This is a genomic window from Thalassolituus sp. UBA2009 (genome assembly GCF_002335285.1).
GTDB classification, from domain to species: Bacteria; Pseudomonadota; Gammaproteobacteria; order Pseudomonadales; family Oceanobacteraceae; genus Venatoribacter; species Venatoribacter alkanivorans.
In genome coordinates this window covers 1-13,960 of record NZ_DDCJ01000167.1, presented here as the reverse complement: position 1 = coordinate 13,960, position 13,960 = coordinate 1, and the positions used below count along the sequence as shown (strand labels likewise).

The following is a 13,960-nucleotide window of genomic DNA, read 5'->3' as shown; positions in this document are numbered from 1 at the left end:
AAGTTCGATTACCTGTTCAGTAACCCACCATTTCATCTCGGCAAAGAAACCGACTACGAATTTGCCCGCCGCTTGTTCAGTGAAGCCCGCCAGCATCTGACCCGGGATGGCCAGATGTGGATTGTTGCCAACCGCCACCTGCCATACGAAGACTGGGCGGCCGAGCAATTCCGTCAGGTTGAAATTATGGTGCAGGATAAAGGCTTTAAACTGCTCTGCGTACAGAACGGTTGAACTCATTCAGGGAGATAGCAGCATGCGGGAAGGTGGCATGACCACTTGGCATTTAAAGCCTGTGTTGCTGGTTGCCGCCCTATTGGTCACCCATCATACCCGTGCGCTGCCACAGCCACTCAATACCGTTGCCTATCCGCAGGAAATCTATCTGGCTGAGGATTTCCGCTACTACGCACCGCAAACCCTGTTCGACCTGCTGCAGCGTCTGCCCGGTGTCAGCCTCGGCTGGCAGCCGGATGGCGAGCTGGAAATTCAGCTGCACGGATTGTCTTCGCAGTATCTGGCCCTGCTGATCAACGGCCATCCACTGCTCGGTGGGGCCGGCAACAGCAGTCTTAACACCCGTCAGATCCCGGCCAGTCTGGTGCACCACATTGAAATTGACCGCAATTCCCGCGCCGACCTCGACGCCGGCGGAGGTGCTGCCGGAACCATCAATGTCGTGCTGCACGATGCTTATAGCGATAACCGGATACAGGTCAGTGGCGGTGGCGCAGCATTAAATGCCCAGCTGGCCGCCTCAGCACAATTGATTGGTGGCGACTCGCCACTGCACCTCAGCGCCGAACGCCGCCTCGCCCGTCAGGACAGTGAAGGCTTCAGCCGCACACCGGCAGGCAACGACGACTGGCGCGAGCACAACCGTGAGCTGAGCCGCAGTCTGCTGCTCAGCTTCGACACGTTATTCAATGACCGCCATCCATTACACCTCTATGCCCTGTACCTGCAGGCCGACAACGACGACCAGCTGCGCGGATTGCACCCGCTGAACAGCCCAAGCAGTCAGCAAACGCCACAACTGACGGACACCAGAACGGAACGCGACAGCGAGCGTGTTACACAACGTTTAGGCGGCAACATGCGCCTCAACTGGCAACACCTGTCGCTTGATGCTTTTTTTGTTGCCGAACAGTTTGATCAGGATACCCGCCTGAGCCAGAACAACCCGACCAGCATCGCTCAGACCAATCAGATTGATGACAGCCGTTACCAGTTCGGCTGGCAGCTGAACGAGACCCGTAACGAACACCGCTGGAGCATCGGCCTCAGCATGCAGCAGATGAAGCGCGTAAGCGGCAGCCTCAGTAATGCCATCCTGACCAGCAACAGCGACCGCAGCGGCCTGCCCTACAACTACGATTACAAAGAAAACCGCCTCAGTGCCTTTGCTCTCGACCGCTGGCAGCTGACCCCCAATACACTGTTTGAGGCCGGAGTTCATATGAGCACCTATGAACTCAGCCAGGATTCCTTCAGCGCCGAAGGCGATTCCGGCATCTCAACCGATACTCACTGGTTACCCAGCTTTCACCTGCTGCATCACCTCGACAGTAAACGCCGCCTGCGTCTGAGCATGAGCCAGAACACGCGCGAGCCGGAGATTACGGACCGCATTCCCCATGAGTTCCGCCAGGGCAACACCATCTGGCGAGGCAACGGTGAACTGGAGGCTGAACTGGTAAGCAATATTGATATCGGCTACGAGCACAATTTCCGCGCCAACAGCAGCAGTCATGCCGACCGTCACAGTGGACTTTACCTGCGCGCTTTCCAGCGCATCATCAATCAGGCCATCCTACAGACCAGCAGTCAGGAAAAAGACAGCGACGGCATTACAGACATTTATGTACTGAGACCTAAAAACAGCAGCGGCAATGCCGTATTAAGAGGTGCAGAGCTGGATATGGAATTTCCACTCAACGATCATCGCTTCAGTCTGGAACTGGGCGGCGGCGTATACCGCTCTGACGTACAGGCCACCACCGAACTGCCCCACCGCCACCGCCTCTCCAACCAGCCGGATTACATGGCCCGCATCGGCCTGCAACAACGCGTTAATGACACATGGCGGCACGGTATCTGCTGGCGCGTACAGGGTGGCAGCGAACAAACCCTGCCAGCCCCACTCAGCGCCGATGGCTACATCACCCAGGACACCAGCGACGCGCAAAATCTCGATCTGTATACCGAGTATCAATGGAATCGCCGCTGGCGCGGACTTGCAACCCTGAACCTTACTCCGGGCGCCAGCCCTTTTGTCCGTCAGGATGGCATCCGCCAGTATCAGAATCTGAAACCTTTGTGGTACCTGACCATTCAGGGACAATTCTGACCTGAACACCCAGGCCCCAACCGGTTACAAAAAAGTTTTCCGTTTTAAAACAGAGAATTAGAGAAAAAAACTGGCAACAGACGGCCACACGGCAAACATCCGGCGGTCAGCAAACCAGCAGGGGAGCTAGGCTTTATTCGTTGTTTCAGAGACGACCTGACAAGCCAACTCACCCGTCACACCAGCGAGGACACCGCCATGATCACATACAGCCTGCTCGCCGGCTTACTGCTTGCCGGTTGCCTGTACGCCTGCCTGCAGCGGATTGGACGCTCACCTGTTCCACAGGAAATAGCCATCGATCCGGCAGAACGCCATCAGCGCAAACACTGACCAGACAACCCCTGGTTATGCGGACAAGGACGTCCGCGGCATCCGCAACAGCACCACCAGTAACAGCAACAATGCCGGCACCGTGGTCAGCAACAGTCCCTGCCAGCCGATCAGCAGTACCACCGCTCCCGACGCCAGAGCCCCCACCGCCTGAGCACCAAACACCGCCAGATCATTAATGCCCTGCACGCGGGTTGCCTCGGCGGGCCGGTAACACTGGCTCAGCAATGAGGTGCCGGCAACAAACAGCAGGTTCCAGCCCAGCCCCAGCAACACCAGCCCCAGCCAGTAGTGCAGCAGAGTCTGATCAAACCAGGCGATAAGCAGGCACACCACCATCACCAACAGACCGGTCATAATCATCCACCAGTGACCCGCCCAGCGGATCAGATGGCCAGAGATCAGCGACGGCAGAAACATGGCCGCAATATGGCTCTGAATGACCCACTTGGCATCGCTCAGGGCATAGCCCATTCCCTGCGTCATGCTCAGCGGCGTTGCCGTCATAATGTAGGCCATAACGCCGTAAGCGCAGGCCGCCGACAACATCGCCAGCCATAGCAGTGGCTGCTGCAGCAGCTCCTGCAGAGGACGGGCATCATCGTGCTGCTGACTGCTTTCTGCCTGCTGACGCGGCATAAACCACCAGAGCACCACACCGGCCAGTACAAAAAAGACTGCCAGACCGGAGAAGGACGCCGCAAAGCCCCACTCAGGTAACCACGTTGCCAGCCGGGTAAGCTCAGGGCCGAGAAAGGCAGAAGCAATACCCGCCAGCAGCAGGCGCGCAGCGACCAGCGGTGTCTGTGCCGCAGGTACTGCTGCCATAGCCACAAAACGGAATTGCTGTACGACAGCGCCAACCGCCCCGAAGCTGAGAGCACTGAAGGTAAATGCCCAGAACGACTGAGCATGCACCGCCCAGGCCGCAGCAACAGCCGCTACAGCACCAAACAACATCGCAGTTAAAAACAGAGGGCGGCGGCCAAAGCGGCCAGCCAGTTGTGACGCGGGCAGTACGGCCAGAGCCGTACCAATAATCATGGCGGCGACTGGCAGTGTGGAAAAACGCGGATCGGGTTGTAACTGGCTGCCGATGATGCCACCGGCAAAGACCATCAGCGGGGCGGCACTCAGTGCCAGCGCCTGTGCCAGCATCAATCCCCAGATTAAAGCCGGCACAGCAGTCTCCTTAAGGCATATTGCGGGAGTAGAAAATTTCCAGCATTTCTTTGCGCAACTTGGCTTCCACCTCAGCGCGCTCGTCGGCGTCCATGGTTTTTACACCTTCGCCAAACAGATAATTATCCAGTTCAAAATCCTTCAGCAGCATTTTGGTGTGGAAGGTATTTTCCTGATACACGTTCACGTCAATCATCTGATAGGCGTTGCGGGTATCTTCAGTCAGATACTTCTGGATAGAGTTAATGTTGTGGTCAATATAGTGCTTCACACCATCAACGTCACGGGTAAAGCCACGCACACGGTAATCGACGGTAACGATGTCAGAATCAAAGCTGTGAATCAGATAATTCAGCGCTTTCAGCGGTGAAATCAGGCCACAGGTAGAGACGTCGATATCGGCCCGGAAGGTAGAGATACCACCATGCGGATGGCTTTCCGGATAAGTGTGTACAGTTACGTGGCTTTTATCCAGATGCGCAACGACGGTATCACGCAGCGGACCCGGTTTTTCCTGCATCAGGTCTTCGCTGGGCGGCACTTCATGCTCAGCCACCAGAATGGTTACACTGGCACCCTGCGGGTCATAATCCTGACGCGCAATGTTAAGGATATTCGCGCCGATGATATCAACTACGTCTGTCAGAATTTTTGTCAGACGATCTGCACTGTACAACTCATCGATGTACTCAATATATTCCTGACGCTCTTTTTCTGTTTTGGTGTAACAGATATCGTAAATATTAAAGCTCAGGGATTTGGTCAGATTGTTGAAACCATGCAACCGCAATTTATTGTTCAATAGTTCATCCTCACACAACCGCACGAACGGATTTGGTTTTACTCAGATTCAATCACAGCGAAACTGTGAGTGATTTCAACACCACCCTGCTCCAGCATAATGGAAGCCGAGCAATACTTTTCTGCTGACAGCTTCACTGCCCGCTCAACTGCCGACTCTTTAAGAGCGCGGCCGGTCACCTTGAAGTGCACGTGAATTTTGGTAAATACACTGGGCACGGCATCAGCACGTTCGGCTTCAATTTCAGCAACGCAGTCACTGACCGCCAGACGCTGTTTGGTCAGAATGCTCATCACATCAAAGCTGGTACAACCACCCAGCCCCAGCAGCAGCATTTCCATCGGGCGGATACCCATATTGCGACCACCGTGATCTGCAGGGCCATCCATAACAACGGCGTGACCGCTGCCGGATTCACCAAGAAACATGGCATTATCAACCCATTTAACCGTTGCTTTCATTCTGGCCTCTGAGGTCTGACTGGAAAAAACGCGGAGATTACCATACCCGGGGGGCGGGGATAAATCGTAAGAGGTCAAAAAAGCCCGATAGACAGCCAAAGAGGCCGTCGCGGCATAACAGTTCACCTTCGACGGCTAATGAGTGATAATCGGAGGTCGATTACACGGAATCGGATGCCCGAGCATGAGCCTTCCCCACGCGCCATCGAAACACCAACATCTTTTCGACTTCCTGTCGCATTGCCACAAGAGGCGTTACCCTGCCCGCTCGACACTGATTTATGCCGGTGAAGAGAGCGACACCCTGTTTTACCTGATGAAAGGCTCTGTCACCGTCATTATTGAAGATAGTGACGGTCGCGAAATGATCATGGCTTACCTGAACGAAGGCGACTTTTTTGGCGAGATGGGCCTGTTTGACGATCAGCAACCACCCCGCACCGCCTGGGTAAAAGCCAAGACCGAGTGTGAGGTCGCTGAGATCAGTTACGCCAAATTCCAGGAACTGGTCAAACAAGACCCACAGCTGATGTTCCATATTTTCCGCCAGATGGCCAATCGCCTCAGCCGCACAACGCGCAAAGCCGGCGATCTGGCCTTCCTCGACGTTACCGGCCGGGTAGCAGGCACATTACTCGATCTGTGCAAACAACCGGACGCCATGACTCATCCGGATGGCATGCAGATTAAAATCACCCGTCAGGAAATCGGCCGCATTGTTGGCTGCTCGCGTGAAATGGTTGGCCGGGTTCTTAAAGATCTTGAAGAGCAGGGACTGGTTTCCGTTAAAGGTAAAACCATGGTGGTGTTCGGCACCCGCTGATTGACCAGCGGATAAAGAAAAAACTACCCACAGCAGCGAATCCTGCCACCCTGTTCTAAACTCAGTTGAATACTCATGTTACGGAGCCGGTTATGGCCGACGATTCCCTTTTTGCCGACGACGACCTCTTCAGCGAGGACAGCAGCGTCAGCACTCCGGAACAAACCTGGCGCGTACTGGTGGCCGATGATGAACCGGACGTTCACCGTATTACCCGCATGGTTCTGTCCGGCTTTCAGTTTGATGGCCGCCGGGTAGAACTGCTCAGCGCCTACAGCGGCGAAGAAACCCGCCAGATCATGGCCGAACACGATGATATCGCCATGGTTCTGCTTGATGTGGTGATGGAAGAAGACCACGCCGGTCTTAACGTTGCCCGCTACATCCGCGAAGAATTGCGTAACCGCTACACCCGTATTGTGCTGCGTACCGGGCAACCGGGTCAGGCTCCGGAACACGAAGTTATCCGCACCTACGACATCAACGACTACAAAGACAAAACCGAGCTGACCACCACCAAGCTCAATACCCTGATGTACGCCACCCTGCGCAGCTATCGCGATATCTGCACACTGAATGAACACCGCCGCGGTCTGGAGCGGGTTATCAAAGCCTCAGCTCAGGTATTCAGCACCGGCGCTATCAGCCAGTTTGCTTCGGCGGTTTTATCCCAGGTCACCAACCTGCTTGGTCTGGAACAAAGCGCCCTGTACTGCTCCAGCAGCAACCATCAGGATCAGCTGCTCGGTGTCCGCCGCTTCCGCGTACTCGCCGCCACCGGAGAGATGCAGAAGCTGACCGATCTGGAATCCTTCGACAGCATTCCCGAGCATGTGCGCGAAGGCTTTGAAAAAGCCATGAACAGCCGTGAAAGCCAGTATTACGAAAACTACTATATTGGCTATTTTGCTTCCGAACGTGGCAGCGAAAGCCTGCTGTACGTGACTTACCACCGCGAACCTTCAGAACTGGATAAGCAGTTGCTGGAAATTTACGCCACCAATGTCGCCATCACTTACGAAAACCTGTTAATGCGCGACGAAATCATCGAAACCCAGCGCGAGCTGGTATACATGCTGGGTGAGGCGGTTGAGAAACGTTCAAAAGAAACCGGCGCCCACGTTAAACGCGTTGCTCAGATTTCACGCTTGCTGGCTGTGGCTTATGGCCTGCCGGAGCAGGAAGCAGAACTGATCAAGATGGCGGCACCACTGCACGATGTCGGCAAAATTGCCATCCCCGACAGTATTCTGAATAAACCCGGAAAACACGATGCCGCGGAATGGAACACCATGCAGACCCATGCCCAGATCGGCGCCGATATTCTGAGTAAGTCTGACCGCCGCATTCTGCAGCTGGCCGCTATTATTGCTGGTCAGCATCATGAGCGCTGGGACGGTACCGGCTACCCGCGCGGTTTAAAAGGCGAGCAGATTCATATTGCCGGACGCATTACCGCGCTGGCCGACGTATTTGACGCCCTTGGCAGCAAACGCTGCTACAAAGAGCCCTGGGACGATAAAGATATTATCGATCTTATAACAAAAGAATCAGGGCATCAGTTTGACCCGAAACTGGTTGAGCTGCTGCTGGCAAATCTTGATGAAGTTCTGGAAATTCGCGCTAACCATCCGGATTAATTCCTGCGGTAAGTAACATAAAAAAACCGGCAACTGCCGGTTTTTTTATGTCTGACGGTATTACAGCCTCTGCGGATTTATCAGAAAAACAAAGCCTGCAGTGCCTCACCCGGCTCATCAGCGCGCATAAAGGCTTCGCCAACCAGAAATGCGTTCACATTACGCGCACGCATCAGCGCCACATCATCTGGCGTCAGAATGCCGCTTTCGGTTACTAGTAATTTACCTGCAGGCACCCGCTCCAGCAGGCCGAATGTTGTCTCAAGCGTCAGCTCAAAAGTATGCAGATTACGGTTATTAATACCCAGCAGCGGAGTCTGCATGGTCAGAGCCGTCTGCAGTTCTTCTTCATCATGCACTTCAACCAGCACATCCATACCCAGCTCATGGGCAATGCCTTCCAGATCCTGTAACTGCATCTTGCTCAGCGCTGATACGATCAGCAGTACGCAGTCAGCATTAATGCTGCGCGCTTCATAAATCTGATAAGGATCGACCAGAAAATCTTTACGGATAACCGGTAAAGAACAGGCACTGCGGGCCGCTTTAAGAAAATCTTCATGACCCTGAAAATAATCACGATCGGTCAGTACCGATAAACAAGCCGCTCCGGCCCGCTCATAGGACTCAGCAATAGCCTGCGGAATAAAATTCTCCCGCAACACGCCTTTAGACGGTGAGGCTTTTTTAATTTCGGCAATAACCGCAGGTAAGCCCGCATCTACCTTGGCCTGCATGGCGCGATAAAATCCGCGCAACTCAGCAGCATCCATATCCTGTGCCTGAGCTTTCAGCTCATTCAACGGCAATATTTTACTGCGGCTACGGACCTCTTCTGCCTTGGTTGCCAGAATTTTTTTCAGAATGGTTGGAGTATTCATGATTTATTTCGCTTCATCTTCGGCCAGATACTTGGAGAAGCTGACCAGTTCATTCAATTTTTCCAGCGCCAGGCCGGTGTAAATAGCATCCTGAGCCATCGCCACACCGTCTTTCATACTTTGCGACAGACCTGCGACATAAATTGCAGCGCCGGCATTTAATGCCAGAATATCCGCCGCTTTATTACCGGTCGCAGTTTCCCGCTTACCGAGAGCATCTTTAATTAAAGCCAGACTCGCTGCCGGACTGTCGACATCCAGTCCGGACAATACCTGAGGCTCAATCCCTAAATCTTCGGGGCGAATAACGAATTCACGCAATTCACCATTTTTTAATTCACAGGCATAGGTTTCCGTCGCCAGACTGATTTCATCCAGCCCGTCTTTGGAATGCACCACCAACACATGACCACCGTTCATACGCTGCAACACTTCCGTCACCGGGCGCACCAGTGCTTTGGAAAACACGCCAATAACCTGATTGGTAACACCAGCCGGATTGGTCATTGGTCCGAGGATATTAAAGATGGTGCGCATTCCCAATGATTTACGCGGCCCGATCGCATGTTTCATCGCGCTGTGATGAGATGGAGCAAACATAAAGCCCACCCCCAGCTCATCAATACAGCGCGCAACCTGCGCCGCGGTCAAATTAAGATTAACGCCGGCGGCTTCCAGTAAATCAGCGCTGCCGGATTTGGACGACACGCCACGATTACCATGTTTGGCAACGGTACCGCCTGCCGCCGCGACAATAAAAGACGAGGCAGTTGAAACGTTAAATAAGTTAGCGCCATCACCACCGGTGCCGACAATATCGACCGCGTGCCTGGCGTTGATTTTCACACCGCTGGCCAGCTCACGCATCACGGTAACTGCACCGACAATTTCATCAATGCTTTCGCTCTTCATGCGTAAAGCAACCAGAAAACCACCAATCTGTGCTTCATCACACTGGCCGGTCATAATCTGGCGCATAACATCGGTCATCTCACCGGTGGTTAAATCCTGACGTTCAACAACACGGGCCAGGGCGGTACGGATATCCATTATTTATCTCCAGTCAGTGGCGCTTGCCGTTGTCAGTTCAGGGTCATCTGCAGGAAATTTTTCAGCAGATCATGCCCGTGCTCGGTAAGAATAGATTCTGGATGGAACTGCACACCTTCAATCGGTAATTCGCGGTGACGCACACCCATAATTTCTTCCATGCTGCCGTCCGGATTTTCTGTCCAGGCGGTAATTTCCAGACACTCAGGCAGGTTGTGCTTATCAATCACCAGTGAATGGTAACGGGTGGCGTTGTAGGGATTTTTCAGGCCACGGAAAACGCCGCTGTCAGCGTGATGAATCTGAGAAATTTTTCCGTGCATCACCTGACCGGCGCGGATGATATTGCCACCGAAAACCTGACCAATACTCTGATGACCTAAACAAATTCCCAGAATCGGTAATTTACCCGCGAAGTAGCGGATAGCTTCCATGGAGATACCGGCTTCGTTTGGTGTACACGGCCCTGGAGAAATCACCAGATGATCCGGTTTTAATGCTTCAATTTCTTCAATGGTAATTTCATCGTTGCGGAACACGCGCACATCGGCACCGAGCTCGGCAAAATACTGTACGACGTTGTAGGTAAACGAATCGTAATTATCAATCATGACTAACATTGCTGTGACTCCTGCGACGCATTCTGTACGCGCCGTAATGATGCTGTGGTTACTGGTCCAGTCCGGCTTCTGCCATGGCAACGGCACGGAACATTGCCCGGCCTTTATTCATGGTTTCTTTCCATTCCAGTCGCGGCACAGAGTCCGCTACCACCCCGGCACCTGCCTGAATATTCAGCATGCCGTCTTTAATCACTGCAGTACGGATGGCAATTGCCGTGTCCATATTGCCATTCCAGCTTAAGTAACCCACGGCTCCGCCATAGACACCGCGTTTGGTCGATTCGTATTCGTCAATAATTTCCATCGCCCGGATTTTTGGGGCGCCGCTCAGTGTTCCGGCAGGATGCACCGCACGCAGAACATCCATAGCGGTTACGCCATCTTTTACCTGGCCGGTCACGTTGGAAACAATATGCATCACGTGGGAATAACGCTCGACCACCATCTGATCGGTAACCTTAACTTCACCGGTTTTGGCAACCCGGCCAACATCGTTACGGCCCAGGTCAATCAGCATTAAATGCTCGGCAATTTCTTTCGGATCGGATAATAACTCCCGCTCCAGTGCCTGATCTTCTTCAACAGTTTCGCCACGGTAACGGGTGCCGGCGATCGGACGCACCGTTACTTCACCATCTTCGAGACGCGCCAGAATTTCCGGTGACGAGCCCACAACATGAAAATCGCCCAGATTCATACAATACATATAAGGCGATGGATTCAGCGTGCGCAGCGCACGGTAAATATTCACAGGATCACCACTGTAAGGCACCTGCATACGCTGAGAAATAACGCACTGCATAATGTCGCCGGCCAGGATGTACTCGCGGATATTTTCAACCGCATCCATAAAGGCCTGTTCGCCGAATAATGAACGGAAATCTTCTTCTTTTACTTCAACAGTATTTTCCAGTGGCCGGCCAACCGTGCCGCTGTACGGCTGACGCAGTTGCTGACGCAACTCATCCAGACGTGCTTCCGCTTTGTCAAAAGCATCGGTCTCCGCCGGATCAGCCATCACAATAAGGTGCAATTTACCGCTGAGGTTATCGAATACCACCACTTCTTCGGAAATCATCAGCAGAATATCCGGTGTATTCAGCTCATCGGCAGGACAGGATTTCTGCAGGCGCGGTTCAATATAGCGCACTGTGTCATAACCGAAATAACCAACCAGACCACCATCAAACTTAGGCAGGCCATCAATCTGAGGAACCCGGAAACGCTGCTGAAACTGGCTGATATATTCCAGCGGATCAGCCACTTCATGCTCTTCGATCACCTCGCAATCACGCTGCAGCACAACCTGCTGTCCGCGCACGATCAGTACATCACGGCAAGGCAGGCCAATCATAGAATAGCGACCCCATTTCTCACCGCCCTGTACAGATTCCAGCAGATAGGTATAAGGCGCAGCAGCCAGTTTCAGATAAGTACTCAGAGGAGTGTCGAGGTCAGCCAATACCTGACGCGATACCGGGATACGGTTAAAACCCTGCTCAGCCAGAGCAGCAAATTGGTGCGGAGTCATAAAGAACCTTCAAGATTAATAAGCGCAAAAATACATGGCCATGCGGCCGGAAAGGTTGGCAGCTGCGCTTAACACCATCGACAGGTCAGATGCTGACCCTGTTGCAGGGGGCGGTTATATTGAAAAAACACCGCGGGGCTCCGTTGAATAATCAGGGAAGAGATAAGACTGAACTATAACGGCATGCTGGACGGGCAGCAAGAAGCAGATGCCCATCGCTGGCGGACTATTCCGCCCGCCAGTCCAGACAGGGCCAGCCGCGCTGCTGTGCGGCCAGACGTAACTGAGGATTAGGATTCAGCACCACCGGTTGCGCAACCATTTCCAGCAGCGGCATATCGGAATGGCTGTCGGTATAAAACGCAGCATCGGTGAAACTCAGGCCTCGTTCCGTAAGAAAACGCCGTGCCAGTTCGACTTTTCCCGGACCATAGCACATGGGCCGTTCCAGTCCGGTAATGCGTTGCCCGTCGGTACTTAAACGATTGCTGATCACATGAGCAAAACCCAGAGCCTGACCATAAGCACGGGCAATCACATCATCAGAACCGGTAATCATCACCAGTTGAGCGCCCCGCTGCTGATAAGCAAACAGCAGTGATGCCGCCTGCGGATAGATATGCAGCTGGCCGCGCTCATTAAAAAAGCGCTCCACCCGGCTCTGATACTCTGCCAGGCTCATTCCACGGGTCCGGGTGCGATAATAATTAGACAGGCGCCAGTGGGTAACCCGGCCTTTTTTGTAAGCCCGATAAAGGGAAGCCAGCGCCAACATCGCCTCAACAACAGCCCAACGCTCACGACGGAAGCGCCACTTAATCCACAGACTGTTGGCATCCTTGTTGATCAGGGAATCGTCAAGATCGAAAAAGACAACAGGAACATCATAGACCTGCATTGGTGCATCCGTTTCAGCGGTAAAAACAAGTTACCCAGACTATCACAAGGGGCTGTCCAGCCCCATAGCCGCCAACCGCCAGTGAGTAACGGTCGCCGAGGAAATGGCCTGCGGATGCGCCACCGCCAGTTTCTGCAGCCCCTGCCAGAATGCTGTCACATGGGCGTCCAGCCCCAGTATTTTCAGGGATGCCAGCATGCGGCTGATGCGGCGGTGATTGTGATTATCGGGTGTCATCCAGTGATAATTGTCCACATCGGCGGGAATCAGTAATTCAAATCCCTGCGGCGTTTCACGCATAACAATTCCATAAAATTGCAGCATCCGTAATAAGGATTGGTGCAGGCGGCTCTGCAGATCATGGGAAGAGTGAAAGGCTTCGATAACGGCCGTATTCACCACAGGCGCTTCAGGGTTGTAGGGACTGGGATCGCGCAGAGGAAACAACCATTGAATGTAATCATGGCAGCTTTCCAGCTCATTATTGGAGAATGCCAGAATGCCACTGAGCGTGCGTCCGCGATGGTCTGTTCCCTGGCCTGAGTAGAACGCAATAATGGGGTGCATACACCTGCCTGTTATGAAAAACAATAGCGATACACCTCAGTATAGCCCTAAGTCAGGATCCGGCGTGATCCTGCCATAAGGTTACGAAATTTGTGCGAAATCGTTTGACGTTACCTGCCGCTGATGTAGTCTGAATTAACCATCCTGAAGGAGCTTCCCGACGGAAAAGCGTCTGGGTTCCTGAGTCAATCAACAAAAGGAGCGACTATGAAAGGTTTGGAAATCAGCTTCCGCGACATCGGTCATTCTGACGCCATCGAACAACACATCCGCGAAAAAGCCGGAAAATTGACCTCCACATTTGATGATATTATTGGCATCCGCGCAGTTGTCGCCATGCCCCACAATCACAGCAGCAAAGGTAAGCTTGCCCACGTATCTCTGGAGGTAGGCCTGCCCGGCCAGACCGTTGCCATTACCCGCGACCATCACGATAACCCTGAGCATGAAGATATGTATCTTGCGGTCAGTGATGCGTTCGACAAAGCACAGCGTAAGGTGAAAAAGATTCACGATAAACGCAGTGACAAAAACCGTCGTGTCACCACCATGGCGCCGGCGGAATAAACGCTGAAAGTAACAACAGCAACGCATAAAAAAAGAGCCCGGCGGGCACTACTGTCCCACAGTTTGGAGTGACATTGTGTCACTCCAAACCGTAGCATTCATCGACTACTGTGTTTCAATCTTAAACGCCTTTCCGGGGCAAGCCCCTGGCCCCCAGTAAGGAGAGGGATCTCCTTACGATCCTCTCTTTTCGGCGCGTCCGGCTTCCTCCAGCCAACTGCAATGATTATGCGGCACGCAAAACAATTCGCC

15 protein-coding genes are annotated in these 13,960 nt (G+C 53.3%); 6 read left to right on the top strand and 9 right to left on the bottom strand.

Features of this window, described 5'->3' with window-relative positions; translation table 11 throughout:
* The 3 genes from B3P58_RS20665 to B3P58_RS20655 all read left to right on the top strand — a co-directional run.
* On the top strand, positions 1 to 234 hold a 234-nt coding region (locus B3P58_RS20665), incomplete at its 5' end, for a methyltransferase (RefSeq protein ID WP_286720388.1).
* Positions 235 to 271: 37 nt separating this feature from the next.
* Positions 272 to 2,350, top strand: a complete 2,079-nt coding sequence (locus B3P58_RS20660; RefSeq protein ID WP_286720385.1) for a TonB-dependent receptor plug domain-containing protein — start codon at positions 272 to 274, stop codon at positions 2,348 to 2,350.
* Positions 2,351 to 2,548: 198 nt separating this feature from the next.
* Complete coding sequence (locus B3P58_RS20655; RefSeq protein ID WP_255448995.1) at positions 2,549 to 2,683, top strand: hypothetical protein; 135 nt, start codon at positions 2,549 to 2,551, stop codon at positions 2,681 to 2,683.
* A gap of 15 nt (positions 2,684 to 2,698) precedes the next feature.
* On the opposite strand, the gene B3P58_RS20650 is transcribed toward B3P58_RS20655, so the two are convergent.
* The 3 genes from B3P58_RS20650 to B3P58_RS20640 are packed head-to-tail and all read right to left on the bottom strand — an operon-like array spanning position 2,699 to position 5,128.
* Positions 2,699 to 3,865, bottom strand: a complete 1,167-nt coding sequence (locus B3P58_RS20650) for an MFS transporter (RefSeq protein WP_286720380.1) — start codon at positions 3,863 to 3,865, stop codon at positions 2,699 to 2,701.
* Positions 3,866 to 3,875: 10 nt separating this feature from the next.
* On the bottom strand, positions 3,876 to 4,667 hold the full coding sequence (speD, locus tag B3P58_RS20645) for an adenosylmethionine decarboxylase (protein ID WP_145466357.1): 792 nt from the start codon (positions 4,665 to 4,667) through the stop codon (positions 3,876 to 3,878).
* Positions 4,668 to 4,705: 38 nt separating this feature from the next.
* Positions 4,706 to 5,128, bottom strand: a complete 423-nt coding sequence (locus tag B3P58_RS20640; RefSeq protein WP_145466358.1) for an OsmC family protein — start codon at positions 5,126 to 5,128, stop codon at positions 4,706 to 4,708.
* A gap of 184 nt (positions 5,129 to 5,312) precedes the next feature.
* Between B3P58_RS20640 and crp the strand changes: the two genes are divergently transcribed.
* Both crp and B3P58_RS20630 read left to right on the top strand, forming a co-directional pair.
* Positions 5,313 to 5,951, top strand: a complete 639-nt coding sequence (gene crp / locus B3P58_RS20635) for a cAMP-activated global transcriptional regulator CRP (RefSeq protein WP_145466359.1) — start codon at positions 5,313 to 5,315, stop codon at positions 5,949 to 5,951.
* A 92-nt stretch (positions 5,952 to 6,043) separates the two neighbouring features.
* Entirely contained in the window at positions 6,044 to 7,591 is a 1,548-nt protein-coding gene (locus B3P58_RS20630) for a DUF3369 domain-containing protein (protein ID WP_286720371.1), read from the top strand.
* A gap of 80 nt (positions 7,592 to 7,671) precedes the next feature.
* On the opposite strand, the gene trpC is transcribed toward B3P58_RS20630, so the two are convergent.
* The 6 genes from trpC to B3P58_RS20600 all read right to left on the bottom strand — a co-directional run bounded on the left by trpC (position 7,672) and on the right by B3P58_RS20600 (position 13,141).
* Positions 7,672 to 8,472 carry an indole-3-glycerol phosphate synthase TrpC gene (gene trpC, locus B3P58_RS20625; RefSeq protein ID WP_286720368.1) on the bottom strand — a complete coding sequence of 267 codons (801 nt, stop codon included), beginning with the start codon at positions 8,470 to 8,472 and terminating at the stop codon, positions 7,672 to 7,674.
* Between the two features lie 3 nt (positions 8,473 to 8,475).
* The gene (gene trpD, locus B3P58_RS20620) at positions 8,476 to 9,522 is read right to left on the bottom strand and encodes an anthranilate phosphoribosyltransferase (protein WP_286720365.1); all 1,047 of its coding nucleotides are present in this window, start codon (positions 9,520 to 9,522) and stop codon (positions 8,476 to 8,478) included.
* Between the two features lie 32 nt (positions 9,523 to 9,554).
* Positions 9,555 to 10,142 (bottom strand): anthranilate synthase component II, encoded by a 588-nt coding sequence (locus tag B3P58_RS20615; RefSeq protein ID WP_286720362.1) that lies wholly within the window; start codon positions 10,140 to 10,142, stop codon positions 9,555 to 9,557.
* A gap of 49 nt (positions 10,143 to 10,191) precedes the next feature.
* Positions 10,192 to 11,676 (bottom strand): anthranilate synthase component I, encoded by a 1,485-nt coding sequence (gene trpE, locus B3P58_RS20610; protein WP_286720360.1) that lies wholly within the window; start codon positions 11,674 to 11,676, stop codon positions 10,192 to 10,194.
* A gap of 226 nt (positions 11,677 to 11,902) precedes the next feature.
* Entirely contained in the window at positions 11,903 to 12,574 is a 672-nt protein-coding gene (locus tag B3P58_RS20605) for an HAD family hydrolase (protein WP_145466365.1), read from the bottom strand.
* 42 nt (positions 12,575 to 12,616) lie between these two features.
* Positions 12,617 to 13,141 carry an opioid growth factor receptor-related protein gene (locus B3P58_RS20600; RefSeq protein ID WP_145466366.1) on the bottom strand — a complete coding sequence of 175 codons (525 nt, stop codon included), beginning with the start codon at positions 13,139 to 13,141 and terminating at the stop codon, positions 12,617 to 12,619.
* A gap of 207 nt (positions 13,142 to 13,348) precedes the next feature.
* Here B3P58_RS20600 and hpf point away from each other — a divergent pair, with 207 nt between their 5' ends.
* Positions 13,349 to 13,708: a ribosome hibernation-promoting factor, HPF/YfiA family gene (gene hpf, locus B3P58_RS20595; protein ID WP_260997260.1), complete on the top strand. Its 360-nt coding sequence runs from the start codon at positions 13,349 to 13,351 to the stop codon at positions 13,706 to 13,708.
* The last annotated feature ends 252 nt before the right edge of the window (positions 13,709 to 13,960 follow it).

Coding starts and splice junctions, on each gene's coding strand:
- trpC (WP_286720368.1), bottom strand. CDS start 8,472: ATGAATACTCCAACCATTCTGAAAAAAATTCTGGCAACCAAGGCAGAA.
- trpD (WP_286720365.1), bottom strand. CDS start 9,522: ATGGATATCCGTACCGCCCTGGCCCGTGTTGTTGAACGTCAGGATTTA.
- B3P58_RS20660 (WP_286720385.1), top strand. CDS start 272: ATGACCACTTGGCATTTAAAGCCTGTGTTGCTGGTTGCCGCCCTATTG.
- B3P58_RS20615 (WP_286720362.1), bottom strand. CDS start 10,142: ATGTTAGTCATGATTGATAATTACGATTCGTTTACCTACAACGTCGTA.
- B3P58_RS20605 (WP_145466365.1), bottom strand. CDS start 12,574: ATGCAGGTCTATGATGTTCCTGTTGTCTTTTTCGATCTTGACGATTCC.
- trpE (WP_286720360.1), bottom strand. CDS start 11,676: ATGACTCCGCACCAATTTGCTGCTCTGGCTGAGCAGGGTTTTAACCGT.
- hpf (WP_260997260.1), top strand. CDS start 13,349: ATGAAAGGTTTGGAAATCAGCTTCCGCGACATCGGTCATTCTGACGCC.
- B3P58_RS20640 (WP_145466358.1), bottom strand. CDS start 5,128: ATGAAAGCAACGGTTAAATGGGTTGATAATGCCATGTTTCTTGGTGAA.
- B3P58_RS20630 (WP_286720371.1), top strand. CDS start 6,044: ATGGCCGACGATTCCCTTTTTGCCGACGACGACCTCTTCAGCGAGGAC.
- B3P58_RS20655 (WP_255448995.1), top strand. CDS start 2,549: ATGATCACATACAGCCTGCTCGCCGGCTTACTGCTTGCCGGTTGCCTG.
- crp (WP_145466359.1), top strand. CDS start 5,313: ATGAGCCTTCCCCACGCGCCATCGAAACACCAACATCTTTTCGACTTC.
- B3P58_RS20600 (WP_145466366.1), bottom strand. CDS start 13,141: ATGCACCCCATTATTGCGTTCTACTCAGGCCAGGGAACAGACCATCGC.